Genomic DNA, 13560 nt, shown 5'->3' with positions numbered 1-13560 from the left:
CGCCCGGCCGCGAGGATCAATGCGCGATCAGTCCTGATAGGTGTAGTAGCCGCGCGGCTGATAATAAGAGCGCGGCTGGTAATAGCGCGGCTGCGCGTAGCTCGGATTGCCGTTTTGGTAATCGTACTGCTGCTGCTGCGGATAGGCCTGGGCGTCATAGACGCGCCGGGCCGTGCCGCGCGGCGCCGGATAACGCACGCCGTTGTCGCTGCCGTCGGCGGGATAGATGTAGCCGTCATCGGGCCGCTGCTGCGGAACGACCTGGCGTCCGGGCAGCATCTGTGGCTGCGGCGTCAGCACGACCGGCTCGCCGCTGTCGTCATACTGCTGCGGCACGTCGCGGCGGGCAACAGCGGTGCCGCGGCGTGGATTGCGCGCCAGCGCCACCTCGGCCGATCCGGTCAGCGTCACCGTGGTGTTCAGCACGCCGTCCTTTTGCACCAGGTCGTAGAGCGTCGTGGCATTCGCCTTCGACAGCCGGACGCAGCCGTGAGACGCGGGGGTGCCGAGTCGGCCCTCCGAATCCGTGCCGTGAATCGCGTGACCGACCTTCGTGAAGAAGATCGAATGCGGCATCGGTGCGTCGTCGAATTCCTTGGAAAAATGATCGGCCTCCATGCGGAAGGCGCGGAACGAGCCATTCGGCGTTTCCCGTGAGGGAATGCCGGTCGAGACTGGCCATCGATAGCGCTCGACGCCATCGACGGCGACCGTCATGATCTGGCTGTTCTTGTCGACCGTGATGTCGATCTTGGCCAGAGCCGGCGTGGCCGACAGAAAGGCGAAGCCGGCAACTGCAAAAAGGATGGTACGCATCTAACCTCTGGCCTCCAGGGCCCTCGACTGTGGAGAGACCTCAAAACGGGACTTTAACGCCCAGGTCATCGCCTCGACCTGCACTATGTCGGAATTGCCGGCTTTGTTCCAGCCGAGGGCAACCTCAACCTTAATGTCGGGCAGGACCAGGACAAAGGCTCCCCGCGTTCATCGGCGCTGACATTTTCGCGACCGCGGATGGTCTTTCATTCCGGCGTTTTGGGACCTCTCTAATCGGTGCAATTCGTCACGACCGCGCAACTTTTTGGCCGCATCCGCGTTTCAAGGATTCCCCCATGCGGTTCCCAGGACTCAAAATGTTGACGATGAAGGCCAAGACGGCGGTGCTCGATGATCGCGCGCCGCAGAAGCTGACCTACCTGCTGGCTGCGCTCGCGCTGGTCATCCTGGCGCTGGCCTGGCTGGCGCTGCCGCAATTCGCCCATGCCCAGGGCATCATCCGTGGCGCCCATGAAGGGGCGCACGAAGGCAACCGTATCGCCGGTCCGGTGGGCGGCGTCGTCGGCGGCGCGGTCGGTGCCGGCGTCGGCGGAGCCGTGGGCGCCGTCGAAGGCGTGCTCGGCATTCCGCACCGCTCCTATTACCACCGGCACTATCACTGCCGGGGATACCGCGACGGCTACGGCCGCTTCCACTGCTACCGCTGAGTTGAGGCGCCGGCTCAATGCTTGAGCCGGTAGCCCGTCTTGAAGATCCACCAGATGATGGTCATGCAGATCGCCAGGAACAGCAGCGTCACGCCGACGCTGATTTCCACCCTGACGTCGGCGATCTCGTAGAAGCTCCAGCGAAAGCCCGAGATCAGGTAGACCACCGGGTTGAGCAGCGCGATCGAATGCCAGGTCGGCGGCAGCATGTTGACCGAGTAGAAGCTGCCGCCGAGGAACGTGAGCGGCGTCACTACCAGCATCGGGACCATCTGCAGCTTCTCGAAGCCGTCGGCCCAGATGCCGATGATGAAGCCGAACAGGCTGAAGGTCACGGCCGTCAGCACCAGGAATGACAGCATCCACACCGGGTGCTGGATGTGCAGCGGCACGAACAGCCCGGCGGTCGCGAGGATGATCAGCCCGAGAATGATGGATTTCGTCGCGGCCGCACCGACATAGCCGAGCACGATCTCGAAATGCGAGATCGGCGCCGAGAGGATCTCGTAGATCGTGCCGATGAATTTCGGGAAGTAGATCCCGAACGAGGCGTTGGAGATGCTCTGGGTCAGCACCGACAGCATCACGAGGCCGGGCACGATGAAGGTGCCGTAGCTGACGCCCTCGACGTGGCTGATGCGCGAGCCGATCGCGGCGCCGAACACGACGAAGTAGAGCGACGTGGACACGACGGGCGACACGATGCTCTGCAGCAGCGTGCGCCAGGTGCGCGCCATTTCGAACTTGTAGATTGCGGCGACCGCGCGAAAATTCATTGCCGCACCAGGCTCACGAAGATGTCTTCAAGGGATGATTGCTTGGTCTCGAGATCGACGAAGCGGATGCCGGCGGTCCTGAGATCGCCGAGCAGGCTGGTGATGCCGGTGCGCTCGCCCTTGGTATCGTAGTCATAGGCGAGCCGCCAGCCGTCGTCCGACAGCGCCAGTTGATAGGGCGCGAGCGTCTCGGGGATGGTCTCGATCCGGTGCTGCAGATGCAGGCTCAGCCGCTTCCGGCCGAGCTTCGCCATCAGCTTGGCCTTGTCCTCGACCAGCACGATCTCGCCCTTGTTGATGACGCCGACGCGATCGGCCATCTCCTCGGCTTCCTCGATGTAGTGCGTGGTGAGAATGATGGTGACGCCGGCGGCCTTCAGCTCGCGCACGACGTCCCACATGCCCTTGCGCAGCTCGACGTCGACGCCCGCGGTCGGCTCGTCCAGGAACAGCACCTGCGGCTCGTGCGACAGCGCCTTCGCGATCATCACGCGGCGCTTCATGCCGCCGGAGAGCGTGATGATCTTGGCGTCCTTCTTGTCCCAGAGCGACAGGTCCTTGAGGATCTTCTCGATCAGGGCGGGGTTCTTCGGCTTGCCGAACAGCCCCCGGCTGAAGCTGACCGTGGCCCATACGGTCTCGAACGAATCGGTGTGCAGCTCCTGCGGCACCAGCCCGATCAGCGCCCGTGCGGCACGGTAGTCGCGGTTGATGTCGTGGCCGCCGACCGCGACCTTGCCCGCGGACGCGTTGACGATGCCGCAGATGATGCTGATCAGCGTCGTCTTGCCCGCGCCGTTGGGCCCGAGCAGCGCGAAGATCTCGCCCCGCTCGATCGCGAGATCGACATTGTTGAGCGAGGTGAAGCCCGAGGAATAGGTCTTCGACAGGCCGGTAACGGAAATGACGGGAGCCATCACGGGGATTCGATGCGAGGGATTCGAAAAGAGCGGGGGAGCTGCGCGGAGGAGGGGGCGCAGGCGCAGGCGAAGCGCTCAGATAGGGACGGCGATGCGTTCGCGCAATCGTGCGCGCCGCCCTCGATCATGTCGCTTGTTGGGCTTTTCCGTGGCCGATATGGCTGAGTGTTGCCGCTCAGCCACGTCTGAGGAGGAACGCCGCCTTGCGATGTCCGACGATGTTGCGTCCGCGAGCATCTTGGGTACGGTCGCGCCGTCTCGACATTTCCGCCGCGGAGAAGGACCGATGACGGCACGCGCCAGCACCGTTCGACCCACCTTCAAGCGCAGCCTCTCGGCGCGCTGCTTTGGCATGGTGGCGCTGGCCGTTGCGCTGGCTCTGCCGCTCGGCACCGGATCGGTCCGGGCGGCACCGAGCCCGGCGGCCGCAAGCGCCGCCAGCACCACGCATGTCTATCTGCTGCGCGGCGTGCTCAACATCTTCTCGCTCGGGCTCGACGACATCGCCGCCAAGCTGGATTCGCAGGGCATTCCGAACACGGTCGCCAATTTCGTGTCGTGGTCGTCGCTCGCCGACGAAGCGGCGGCCGCCTATCGCGCCGGCCGGATCAAGACCATCATCCTGGTGGGCCATTCCTCGGGCGCGACCGCGCTGCCGGACATGATCAACAAGCTCGGCCAGCTCGGCGTGCCGGTGAAGCTCGCGATCGGGCTCGATTCGGTGTTCAAGACCAAGCTCGTCGGCGGCAACGCCGAGCGCTACATCAATTTCTACATCGCCAGCGGTGCCGGCGAGCCGGTCCGCCGCGACGACGGCTTCCGCGGCAAGCTCGAGAATGTCGACGTCCAGTCGGTTCCCGGTGTCGGCCACGTCACGATCGAGAAGAACCAGATCATGCAGCAGAAGGTGATCGGTGCCATCGATGGCGTGGTGTTCGGCGGCCGCGGCCGCCCGGCGGCGGCGCCGCCGACGCGCATGGCCGCGCCGCAGCGCGCGGCCAACGTGACCGGCTACCGGTAATCGGCGGCCGCGCCACTGGGCGCGCGCCCCAAAATGCTCCCATTCGGCGGCGACAAACGGTATGGCAGGGGGGACATGACCCTGCTTGATCTCAGCCGAGAGCTTTCCCGGGAGCGCGAATGACCAGCGTGGCGCGAATCGCGAGGCGGTGGCTCGGTCCAGCCAAGGTGGCTGCCGGCAGGAGACTGCTCGCGATCCTCGTCACCGCACCTTTGCTCGCGGGACTTGCCGCCCCAAGCATCTCGCGGGCCGCCCAGCCCGGCGCTGCGTCCGCCCCCGCGCCGACCAGATCCGCCAAGGCATCCCCGGCAGCAACCCCCGCAGCGATCCGCGCCGTACCCACTGCGCCGCCCGAGATCAGCCAGCCGCTGCCGCCGCCGCGGGTGTACCTGTTCCGCGGCGCGCTCGGGCCGCTGTTCTCGACCGGGATGGATCGTCTGGCCGAAAAGATCGAGCAGGCCGGCTACCGGGCCAGTGTCTATGAATTCACGCTGTGCGACCTGATCGCGCTCCAGGTGGCCAAGAACTACCGCCAGGAGCCGGGGCCGATCGTGCTGATCGGCCATTCGATGGGCGGGCTGTGCAGCGTCCGCATCGCGATCACGCTGCAGGAGCAGAACATCCCGGTTGCCCTCGTCGTCACCGTCGATCCGGCGCATGCGACCAAGAGCGTGCCGCCCAACGTGCAGCGCTTCATCAACCTGTTCCTGTCCGACAACATTCTCGGCGGCGGCGACGTCAAGCCGGAGCCCGGCTTTCGCGGTCACTACGCCAGCTTCGACATGAAGGATCATGATGAGGTCACGCACATCAACATCGACAAGATGGAGGACGTGCACGCCCAATTGGTCACCATGATCAGCCAATTGTCGCAGACCTCGGCGACCGCCGACGCGGACCCGGTGCCGCTGCGCTACTTGGTGCCGCCGAAAGCCTCCGTGGAGCTGTGGGACAGCGGCACTGCTCTGGCGGTACGGCCGGGCGAGACCCTGGACCAGATCGCCACCAATTATCACGTTCCGCTCTGGGCGCTCCAGCAATCCAACCGCGGCCTCGCCACCCAGCCGCTGGTCCCCGGCCAGCGCATCATCCTGCCGCGACACCTGCTGCCGCAGGCGGCAAACCAGTCGCCGCAGCCGCCTTCGGAAGCCCAGGCCAGGCGCTGAGCGCTCTAGCCCGGCGGCAGGAACGGAATGATCATCGGCACGCGCTGCCGGTAGGTGACGTAATCCGGCCCGAGCTCCTGCGCGAGGAAGACCTCTTCCATCTTCGCCTTCCAGGCCATCCCGAGCGAGATCAGGACGGCGCCCAGCACGGCGGTCACCGTGCCCACCGCGATGCCGGTGGCGATCATGCCGAGGATCAGCCCGGTATAGATGGGGTGACGGACCATGCCGTAGGGGCCGGTGTCGATGACCTTGTGGCCTTCCTTGTGGGTGATCGCGTTGGACCAGAAACGGCCGAGATGGATGCGCGCCCACCAGGTGAAGGCGATGCCGGCCAGGGTGACGACGGTCAGCAGGTAGACGCCGGTCTCACCGGGTGTCCAGAACGGCTTCTCGCCGAGCAGGCGCGAGGTCCACGGCGTGAACAGGATGCCGCCGAGCACGATCAGCGCGTGATAGCGGCTGGTCTTGATCACCGTCACATGCTTGCGGGTCTGCCCCGACCAGAACGAGGCGCCGACCCAGCTCGCGAGCCAGATCAGCCAGATGATGGCCAGCAGCGAGGTGGGCCAGGTGGTGGTCCATCCGCTGAACGCAAACGACGAGATGGGGCTGGCATCGCCGGACATGTGTTGGAACCGTTATGAGACCTGGGACCGGCTGCTCTTAGCTATTCGGCCGCGGTGCGAAAAGGGTGTTGTTTACCGTCGAGCCGCTTTCCCGGCTCGGAACCGAGCAGAAAGGCGATCGTCTCGCGCAAGGTCGGCTCGATCGGGCGCGGGACGTAGCCGAGCTCGCGTTTGGCCCTGTCGATTGACAGATCCGAGGCCGCGCGGGCGATCCGCACCCCCTCGGCGGTGCCGGACGGGCAGCGCTTGGTGAGGTGATCGGAGACGAGCTCGAGCATGCCCGCCGACAGCTCGGCCAGCCGGCCGGGCACGGCGACCGCGACATGCTTGCGGCCGCTGATCGCCGCCATGAGATCGAGGATGCGGCTGAGACGCAGGCTCTCGCCGCCGAACACGTAGCGGCCGCCGACCTTGCCGCGCTCCATCGCCAGGATCAGGCCGTCCGCGACGTCGCGGACGTCGACCAGGTTGACGACGAAGTCGAGATAGAGCTGGAGCCGGCTGTCCAGGAAGTGCCGCAGCATCTGCGAGGGCGGTGTCAGGTTGCTGTCGTGCGGCCCGATCGGCATTGTCGGCGTGCCCACCACGACGGGGAAGCCGTCCGCCGCGGCGGCCATGGCGCGGGCCTCCGCCAGCGCCTTGGAGCGCGTATAGGCGCCCGGCATCGCCTCGGCCGGCGGTGCGGTCGGTGCCGATGCGGCGCCGGTCGAGCCGGGATAGTCGAACAGGATGGATTCGGTCGAACAGTGCAGGAACCGGCGCACCCGGCCGGCGCGCGCCGCCGCCAGCACCGTCTCCGTGCCCACGCAATTGACGCGGTAGAAGTCCTCGCGGTCCGGCATCCACATGCCGGGCAGTCCAGCCAGATGATAGACCTGATCGACGCCGGCGACCGCCCGCTTCACCAGGCCCGCATCGAGCACCGAGCCTTCGATGTACTCGACGTCAGCGATCATGTGGCTGGGGCAGCGAATATCGAGCACACGCACCTCCGCGCCCCGCGTCGTGAGCGCAGAGACGAGGTGATGGCCGATGAAACCGCTGCCGCCGGTGACGAGGACTTTCATTAGGGGCGCGAGTGCTGATCGCCTTGAAGCCGGTCCGATGCGAGCCGATCCGGCGACCAGTCCGGCGCGATGAGGTCGGCCACCGAAGGCCGCAGACCCAACGCCATGTACAATTTCGCCATCACGAACATCGGACCGAGAAAGAGATGCGCCGGATGATCCAGCAGAGATGGATTGTTGCGCTCGAACACCTTGTGGCCCACGGCCTGCGAGACAAAGCCGAAGATGATGAGCGCGGCAAACAGCGCCCAGAAGGCGACGCCATGGACGTGATCGGCGATCATCATGGCCGCAGCAAGGAACAGCACGGCGAAGGCCAGGATGCCGGCCCCGAGTGCGGCATCGAGCAGCAGCCAGTAGAGCAGGACGGGCAGCGCCAGCACGGCGCCGAGGCCGATCCGGATGCCGAACGCGTCGAAATGCCACAAGCTCAGGGGCAGCACGGCGCCCAGGAACAACAGGATGATCCCGAACACATGCATCAGGCCGTTGCGCGGATCGCGATGGTATTCGACGTAGTCGACCATCTGGCGTCGGAACATGGCGTTCATGGCTGGCTCGCTCGTCAATGAGATCGACCGCCGCTCAATCGACGGCCGCAAAGAGGGGGCTATACCATCAAGCGGCTGCATCGACAAACCCGGCAATCGCGGTCCAGCCGCACTGCCGGGCACCCCACTCGAAAACAGGTTCCATTGGCGCCTGTCGGGAATAGCGTATCGGCAACCTGCTGAGACAACAGTCGCACCTGCAGCGCGCTGGGTTCATGGCCTCAGCGCAGGTCTCAATTGCATCAACTGCGATGCTTGCGCGGGGCCTGCTTGTGGGGCGCTGCCGGGGCAGGGGCCGAAGGCGGCGGCGCGGCCTCTTCGACGGTCTTTGCGATCGGGATGATCTGGATCTGCTGATTGACGGCGGCGGTCGGCTTGGACGGGTCGAGCAACTGCTCCTCGCCAAGTCCGATCGATTGCAGCCGCTTGACCGAGATCTTGAAGGTGTTCGCCAGGATGTCGCGGATCGCGTCGGCGCGGCGCTGGCTCAGGATGACGTTGGCCTCGCGCTTGCCGTTGGCCTCGACATGGCCGACGATGAGGAAGGTGTAGGGCAGCAGATCGGAATACACCATCGCATCGGCGATCCGCCCGACGGTCTGGTACGATTCCGGGCGCACGATCGGCGTGTCCACGTCGAACTGGATGTCGACGTTGAAGGCCGGCAGATTCATCAGCTCCGGCGCGATCGGCGGACGCTTCTGCGGCGGTGGCTCGTTGCGCCCGCGCGACCTGGAACGCTCCTGCGTCTGCTGCTTCAGCGCCGGCAGATCCAGCGTGGGTGCGGTTTCGAAGCGGCCGAGCTGGCGCACGATGTCCTCGCGACCCGGCTCCTGCGACCAGGCGGGCGCGCTCGCGGCCATCAGCGAAGCCACGATCGGCCCTGACAGCAATGATCTCGCGGTCCGCCGCATCAGCGATACCCCGCTTCGCCCATCGCCTGCTGACACCGGGCGCTCACGCCGTTGGCCGTCATCAGGCACGGGATCGATTTGCTCGTCTCCTTCGTGGAGCCGCCACACAGCTTGACGATCTCGCGCTGGCAGGCGTTGGCGACCGTGACCCGTGCCGCGATGCGCTTCTGGATCGCCTCGAACGCCTTGAAATAGGTCGCCTTGCACTGCGCGGAGACCACGTCCTGGTTGCGCGAGAGGCATTCCTTGAGGCGGTTGGAGTCGAGATTGACGCCGCGGCAATTGGCGGTGATGTCCGCACCGCAGCTCGACGCGATCAGCCCCGCGGAATCGCCAAAGCTCATCGTCTGCGCCGCCGCCAGCGAGGGCACACACAGCGCGACCGCAACACTCAACAGAATGTATCCCCGGACCATGATTGCATCTCATACGATGCACGCTGCCACGGTCAAGGCCTAACCAAGGCGAAGTGTGAAGTTCGATCGTGGCGAGCGGCTACGCCGCAAGCGCGTGGCGGTCAGGTCACGCCCGCTGCACGAAGCTGTCGACGACGTGCTTCTCGCCGGCCTTGTCGAAGGCGATGGTCAGCTTGTTGCCGTCGATCTTGACGACGCGGCCATAGCCGAACTTCTGATGGAAGACGCGGTCGTCGAGGGCGAATTCCGATGTCGTGCCGGTGGATTTCGCCACCAGCTCGCCCTCGATGGTCATCGGTCCGCGCTTGCCACGGCCGAAATGACCGCCGAAGCCGCTGCCGAACGGATCACGGCCCGAGAACGGCGACGGCTCTTCCTTGAAGCCGCCCTCCGACGAACCGCGCGCCGCGCCCGGCCGACGTGCCTGAGCGCGCTGCCAACCCGGCGTGGAATAGCTCGATCCGAACGACTCGACATTGTCGAAGCGCGACGGGCCGTAGCCCCCGGCGCCGCCCCAGCCCGAGCCGCCCTTCGACTCGGTGATCTCGACGCTCGCCGCGGGCAGCTCGTCGAGAAAGCGCGACGGGATCGTGGTGGTCCAGGTGCCGTGGATGCGGCGGTTGGTGGCGAAATAGATTTTTGCCCGACGCCGCGCGCGGGTCAGGCCGACATGGGCGAGGCGGCGCTCCTCTTCCAGGCCGGCGCGGCCCTGCTCGTCGAGCGTGCGCTGGCTCGGGAATAGCCCTTCCTCCCAGCCCGGCAGGAACACGTTGTCGAACTCCAGCCCCTTGGCGGAGTGCAGGGTCATCAGCGACACCGCTTCCTCGTCGGCCGCGCCCTCGCGGTCCATCACCAGCGAGATGTGCTCGAGGAAGCCGTGCAGGTTCTCGAACTCCTCCATCGAGCGGACGAGCTCCTTGAGGTTGTCCAGTCGCCCGGCCGCATCGGCCGAGCGGTCCTTCTGCCACATCTCGGTGTAGCCGCTCTCGTCGAGCACGATCTCGGCGAGCTCGGTATGCGGCGTCACCTCGCGCTGGGCGCGCCAGCGCTCGAACTGCAGGATCAGCCCGCGCAGCGAGCCGCGCGCCTTCGGCTTCAGCTCGTCGGTCTCGACCACCGCGCGCGCCGCCTCGAACAGCGGGATGCGGCGCTTGCGGGCATGGTCGTGCAGCATCTGCACCGTGGCATCGCCGAGCCCGCGCTTGGGCACGTTGACGATGCGCTCGAAGGCGAGATCGTCGGCCGGCGAGTTGATGACGCGCAAGTAAGCCAGCGCGTCGCGGATCTCGGCGCGCTCGTAGAAGCGCGGGCCGCCGATCACGCGATAGGGCAGGCCGAGCGTGACGAAGCGGTCTTCGAACTCGCGCATCTGGTAGGACGCGCGCACCAGGATCGCGATGTCGTTGAGATGCTCGCCCTTGCGCTGCAGCTCCTCGATCTCCTCGCCGATGCCGCGCGCTTCCTCTTCGGAATCCCAGGCGCCGGTGACGGTGACCTTCTCGCCCTCGACGTCCTCGGTATGCAAGGTCTTGCCGAGCCGGCCTTCATTGTGGGTGATGAGGTGCGAGGCGGCGGCGAGGATGTGACCCGTGGAGCGGTAGTTGCGCTCGAGGCGAATGACCTTGGCGCCGGGGAAGTCGTGCTCGAAGCGCAGGATGTTGTCGACCTCGGCGCCGCGCCAGCCATAGATCGACTGATCGTCGTCGCCGACGCAGCAGATGTTCTTGAGCGGCGGCGTGGCGCCCTGCGCGGCGTCGTCGTCATTCCGGGGCGCACCGCCAGGTGCGAACCCGGAATCTCGCAGTTGGCTATCCTCAGCGCGGGATTCCGGGTTCGGCTCTTCGAGCCGCCCCGGAGTGACGGAGGATGGGGCGACGGCACGCGACGAACTCGGCGCCTGCGACAGCAGCCGCAGCCACAGATATTGCGCGACGTTGGTGTCCTGATACTCGTCGACCAGGATGAACTTGAAGCGGCTCTGATATTGCCGCAGCACGTCAGGGTTCTCGCGGAACAGCCGGATGCTCTCCAGCAGCAGGTCGCCGAAATCGGCGGCGTTGAGGATCTTCAGCCGTTCCTGGTAGCTCGCATAGAGCTTGCCGCCCTTGCCGTTGGCGAACACGGCGGCCTCGCCCGAAGGCACCTGGGACGGCGCCAGGCCGCGGTTCTTCCAGCCGTCGATCAGGCCGGCCAGCATGCGCGCCGGCCAGCGCTTGTCGTCGATGTTCTCGGCTTGCAGCAACTGCTTGAGCAGGCGGATCTGGTCATCGACGTCGAGCACGGTGAAATTGGACTTGAGCTGCACCAGCTCGGCATGGCTGCGCAGGATGCGGCCGGAGATCGAGTGGAAGGTGCCGAGCCAGGGCATGCCCTCGACCGCCTGTCCGAGCATCTCGGCAAGCCGCGTCTTCATCTCGCGTGCGGCCTTGTTGGTGAAGGTCACCGACAGGATCTCGCTCGGCCGGGCGCGGCCTTGGCTCAGGATATGCGCGATGCGCGTGGTCAGCACACGGGTCTTGCCGGTGCCTGCGCCGGCGAGCACGAGCACCGGGCCATCGAGCGTTTCGACCGCCTCGCGTTGCTCCGGATTGAGGCCGGCCAGATAGCGCGCGCCACCGGTCGCGGCGGCGCGGGCGCGCGCGGCGATGCCGCCGGCAACGGGCTGGTGGTCAGGCGCAGGAAAGGGGCTCACGCGGTTGGGCTCGGTCATCAGCGAATCAGTCTCGTCCCTCGGATGGCATCATATGACGGCATCACGAGGTCTGCAGGAAGGAGCCCTCATAGCAGGGATTGACGGCTATATGGGGCCGGCGGGGGCATTTTACAGCCCTAATTCGGGGCAGACGGACGCCGCTCCAGCTTCGATGGGCGTTTGTTCCGGCAAATCGCGAATTTTTAGCGGCCCGCGCGCCCGGAACCTTTGTTCCGAGCCACGATTGTCCTGGCAACGGCGCAAGCTCCGCGTCGCTTTGAACCGCAATCGAGAGACAGAGGTCGTGTCATGTTAGGCTGGGTTGTCACCTTCCTGGTTATCGCATTGATCGCCGGCATCCTCGGCTTCGGCGGCATCGCCGGTGCGTCGATCGAGATCGCCAAGATCATCTTCTTCATCGCCATCGTGCTGTTTCTGGTTTCGGCCGTCGTGGGCCTCGCCCGCGGCCGCAGCCGCGTGTAGTCGGCCTCATCCCTGACAATGAGGTCGGCGAAGGGCGCAGTGCCTCGCAAGAGGTGCTGCGCCCTTTGCGTTTTGAGGAGGTGTCAGGCCGGGGCCGTCAGCGCGACCTGCACCTTGGCGAGGGCGGGATCGAGCGCCACGGAGGCGAGGCGCGTATCGTTGGAGAGCGCGGTCAGAGTGAGCGTCTGGTCCTGCACGCGGAAGATCCGGCACAGCGTCGTCGCCTCCGAGGCGTCGCGCAGCATCACCGACAACGGCGCGATGTGGGTCTCGTCGGCGATCTTCTCCGCCACGAGCGCAAGCCGCGTCGCCGCCGCCGCAAGCTGCTCGGTGCGGTGTGCGGTCGTATTGGCCGCGAGCGGCAAGCCTTCCTCGTTGGTGAGCAGCACGGTCTGGAAGCGGCCGACTTCGGCGATGCGGTCGAGCAGCGGCACCAGCTCGCGGCGCCGGCCCGGCCGGCTCGCGAGCTGCGCCAGATCCAGCGAGATGCGCTCACGCTCGACCAGCGGCGCCAGCACATCTTCGATCGCGCTGCGCAGGCTGGTCTCCCGCTCGATGGCGTCGTGGCTGCTCTGCTCCTGCAACTGGTCGAGGCTGGCCGCCTGCATCTGCACCTGCCGGCGCAACAGCTCGCGGGACAGCGCGCCCTGGCGGGCGCCGAACAGATAGCCCGAGGTCAAGAGCAGAATGGCGGCGCCGAGGCCGCTCACGATGGCATAGATCGTCATGGTCGCTTCGTCGCTGTGAGTTGACTGCAATCATCGACGCCCGCAATGCGCAGCACGGCCTTGCGGTCGCCCGCGACCGCCTGGGCATCGCCGCGCGCCTCGCCGGCGCCGGCCGCGCGCACCGACATCCGCTGCGCGGGGAGGCCCTCGCGCTTCAACTGGGCCGCGATCTCCTTGGCACGCGAATAGCTGAGCAGCACGTTCAGATCCTCGGTGCCGCTGGCATCGGTATGCCCCTCGATGATGATGGTCGCCTCACCGTGGCGCGCGAGCGCGCGTTGCAGGATCGCCAGCGACCGCTTCATGTCGGCAGGGTTCGGTCGTGCGCTGCCGCGCTCGAAGCCGACCGCCAGCGGCGCGAAGCACTCGGCGGAGGGCTTCGCGGGTGTCTGGGGCTCCGGGGGCGCTGCCGGGGCGACCGGCGGTGTCGGTGGAGCGATCACGGCGGGAGCGATCGCGGGCGGCATCGGCGGCGTCGCGACCGGTGCCGGGTCGACGATCCGCGCCTCCCGTCGCTTGGGTGCCGCGTCGGCAACGGGGGCGTCGCGCTGCGGCACGGCCGTCACCGGCATTGCGGCCGTCGCGACCGGCGGCGTGGCGGTGCCTTGCTGCCAGAGCGCTGCCGACATGACGGCGATCAGCGTGCCGGCGACGGCGAAGGCCGCGGCGAGCCAGACCGGCGCCTCCTCGCCGGCCACGGTGCACGCATCGAT

General features: G+C 66.6%; 15 protein-coding genes. 4 read left to right on the top strand and 11 right to left on the bottom strand.

Annotated features, from left to right (window positions below; all coding sequences use genetic code 11):
* Positions 1-27: 27 nt before the first annotated feature.
* Entirely contained in the window at positions 28-816 is a 789-nt protein-coding gene (locus tag QW863_RS26305) for a L,D-transpeptidase (RefSeq protein WP_315713413.1), read from the bottom strand.
* Between the two features lie 317 nt (positions 817-1133).
* On the opposite strand from QW863_RS26305, the gene QW863_RS26300 reads away from it, so the two are divergent.
* Positions 1134-1484: a hypothetical protein gene (locus QW863_RS26300; protein ID WP_315736808.1), complete on the top strand. Its 351-nt coding sequence runs from the start codon at positions 1134-1136 to the stop codon at positions 1482-1484.
* Positions 1485-1498: 14 nt separating this feature from the next.
* Here QW863_RS26300 and QW863_RS26295 read toward each other — a convergent pair whose 3' ends face one another.
* Both QW863_RS26295 and QW863_RS26290 read right to left on the bottom strand, forming a co-directional pair.
* Complete coding sequence (locus QW863_RS26295) at positions 1499-2260, bottom strand: ABC transporter permease (protein WP_315713411.1); 762 nt, start codon at positions 2258-2260, stop codon at positions 1499-1501.
* Complete coding sequence (locus QW863_RS26290) at positions 2257-3177, bottom strand: ABC transporter ATP-binding protein (RefSeq protein ID WP_315713410.1); 921 nt, start codon at positions 3175-3177, stop codon at positions 2257-2259. The genes QW863_RS26295 and QW863_RS26290 overlap by 4 nt, the downstream gene beginning before the upstream one ends.
* A gap of 289 nt (positions 3178-3466) precedes the next feature.
* On the opposite strand from QW863_RS26290, the gene QW863_RS26285 reads away from it, so the two are divergent.
* The gene (locus QW863_RS26285) at positions 3467-4201 is read left to right on the top strand and encodes a hypothetical protein (protein WP_409977968.1); all 735 of its coding nucleotides are present in this window, start codon (positions 3467-3469) and stop codon (positions 4199-4201) included.
* Between the two features lie 119 nt (positions 4202-4320).
* The gene (locus QW863_RS26280) at positions 4321-5367 is read left to right on the top strand and encodes an alpha/beta fold hydrolase (protein WP_315769138.1); all 1047 of its coding nucleotides are present in this window, start codon (positions 4321-4323) and stop codon (positions 5365-5367) included.
* Between the two features lie 5 nt (positions 5368-5372).
* On the opposite strand, the gene QW863_RS26275 is transcribed toward QW863_RS26280, so the two are convergent.
* The 6 genes from QW863_RS26275 to QW863_RS26250 form a co-directional block, all read right to left on the bottom strand.
* A complete protein-coding gene (locus tag QW863_RS26275; RefSeq protein ID WP_315752449.1) occupies positions 5373-5996 on the bottom strand; it encodes an isoprenylcysteine carboxylmethyltransferase family protein in 624 nt (207 codons plus the stop codon).
* 41 nt (positions 5997-6037) lie between these two features.
* Positions 6038-7063, bottom strand: coding sequence for an NAD-dependent epimerase/dehydratase family protein (locus tag QW863_RS26270; protein WP_315769136.1), 1026 nt, complete (start codon positions 7061-7063; stop codon positions 6038-6040).
* Positions 7063-7614 (bottom strand): Mpo1-like protein, encoded by a 552-nt coding sequence (locus QW863_RS26265; RefSeq protein ID WP_315713406.1) that lies wholly within the window; start codon positions 7612-7614, stop codon positions 7063-7065. Before QW863_RS26265 ends, QW863_RS26270 begins: the two co-directional genes overlap by 1 nt.
* Before the next feature lie 242 nt (positions 7615-7856).
* Complete coding sequence (locus tag QW863_RS26260; RefSeq protein WP_315713405.1) at positions 7857-8528, bottom strand: OmpA family protein; 672 nt, start codon at positions 8526-8528, stop codon at positions 7857-7859.
* Entirely contained in the window at positions 8528-8944 is a 417-nt protein-coding gene (locus QW863_RS26255) for a hypothetical protein (protein ID WP_315713404.1), read from the bottom strand. Before QW863_RS26255 ends, QW863_RS26260 begins: the two co-directional genes overlap by 1 nt.
* A 106-nt stretch (positions 8945-9050) precedes the next feature.
* A complete protein-coding gene (locus tag QW863_RS26250; protein WP_315769134.1) occupies positions 9051-11654 on the bottom strand; it encodes an ATP-dependent helicase in 2604 nt (867 codons plus the stop codon).
* Between the two features lie 291 nt (positions 11655-11945).
* Between QW863_RS26250 and QW863_RS26245 the strand changes: the two genes are divergently transcribed.
* Entirely contained in the window at positions 11946-12119 is a 174-nt protein-coding gene (locus QW863_RS26245) for a DUF1328 domain-containing protein (protein ID WP_006614063.1), read from the top strand.
* Between the two features lie 83 nt (positions 12120-12202).
* Here QW863_RS26245 and QW863_RS26240 read toward each other — a convergent pair whose 3' ends face one another.
* Together QW863_RS26240 and QW863_RS26235 are read right to left on the bottom strand one after the other, a co-directional pair.
* Positions 12203-12847, bottom strand: a complete 645-nt coding sequence (locus QW863_RS26240) for a hypothetical protein (RefSeq protein WP_315713402.1) — start codon at positions 12845-12847, stop codon at positions 12203-12205.
* Positions 12844-13545, bottom strand: coding sequence for an OmpA family protein (locus tag QW863_RS26235; protein ID WP_315713401.1), 702 nt, complete (start codon positions 13543-13545; stop codon positions 12844-12846). The genes QW863_RS26240 and QW863_RS26235 overlap by 4 nt, the downstream gene beginning before the upstream one ends.
* Between the last annotated feature and the right edge of the window lie 15 nt (positions 13546-13560).

Origin of the sequence: Bradyrhizobium sp. SZCCHNR1017 (genome assembly GCF_032381375.1) — a bacterium.
Classification (GTDB): Bacteria; Pseudomonadota; Alphaproteobacteria; order Rhizobiales; family Xanthobacteraceae; genus Bradyrhizobium.
The sequence above is the reverse complement of the archived record's forward strand: the minus strand, read 5'-3'. Positions and strand labels throughout refer to the sequence as shown.

Excerpts from the sequence above, each read along its gene's own strand:
- QW863_RS26305 (WP_315713413.1), bottom strand. The coding sequence starts at position 816 with ATGCGTACCATCCTTTTTGCAGTTGCCGGCTTCGCCTTTCTGTCGGCC.
- QW863_RS26300 (WP_315736808.1), top strand. The coding sequence starts at position 1,134 with ATGTTGACGATGAAGGCCAAGACGGCGGTGCTCGATGATCGCGCGCCG.
- QW863_RS26295 (WP_315713411.1), bottom strand. The coding sequence starts at position 2,260 with ATGAATTTTCGCGCGGTCGCCGCAATCTACAAGTTCGAAATGGCGCGC.
- QW863_RS26290 (WP_315713410.1), bottom strand. The coding sequence starts at position 3,177 with ATGGCTCCCGTCATTTCCGTTACCGGCCTGTCGAAGACCTATTCCTCG.
- QW863_RS26285 (WP_409977968.1), top strand. The coding sequence starts at position 3,467 with ATGACGGCACGCGCCAGCACCGTTCGACCCACCTTCAAGCGCAGCCTC.
- QW863_RS26280 (WP_315769138.1), top strand. The coding sequence starts at position 4,321 with ATGACCAGCGTGGCGCGAATCGCGAGGCGGTGGCTCGGTCCAGCCAAG.
- QW863_RS26275 (WP_315752449.1), bottom strand. The coding sequence starts at position 5,996 with ATGTCCGGCGATGCCAGCCCCATCTCGTCGTTTGCGTTCAGCGGATGG.
- QW863_RS26270 (WP_315769136.1), bottom strand. The coding sequence starts at position 7,063 with ATGAAAGTCCTCGTCACCGGCGGCAGCGGTTTCATCGGCCATCACCTC.
- QW863_RS26265 (WP_315713406.1), bottom strand. The coding sequence starts at position 7,614 with ATGAACGCCATGTTCCGACGCCAGATGGTCGACTACGTCGAATACCAT.
- QW863_RS26260 (WP_315713405.1), bottom strand. The coding sequence starts at position 8,528 with ATGCGGCGGACCGCGAGATCATTGCTGTCAGGGCCGATCGTGGCTTCG.
- QW863_RS26255 (WP_315713404.1), bottom strand. The coding sequence starts at position 8,944 with ATGGTCCGGGGATACATTCTGTTGAGTGTTGCGGTCGCGCTGTGTGTG.
- QW863_RS26250 (WP_315769134.1), bottom strand. The coding sequence starts at position 11,654 with ATGACCGAGCCCAACCGCGTGAGCCCCTTTCCTGCGCCTGACCACCAG.
- QW863_RS26245 (WP_006614063.1), top strand. The coding sequence starts at position 11,946 with ATGTTAGGCTGGGTTGTCACCTTCCTGGTTATCGCATTGATCGCCGGC.
- QW863_RS26240 (WP_315713402.1), bottom strand. The coding sequence starts at position 12,847 with ATGACGATCTATGCCATCGTGAGCGGCCTCGGCGCCGCCATTCTGCTC.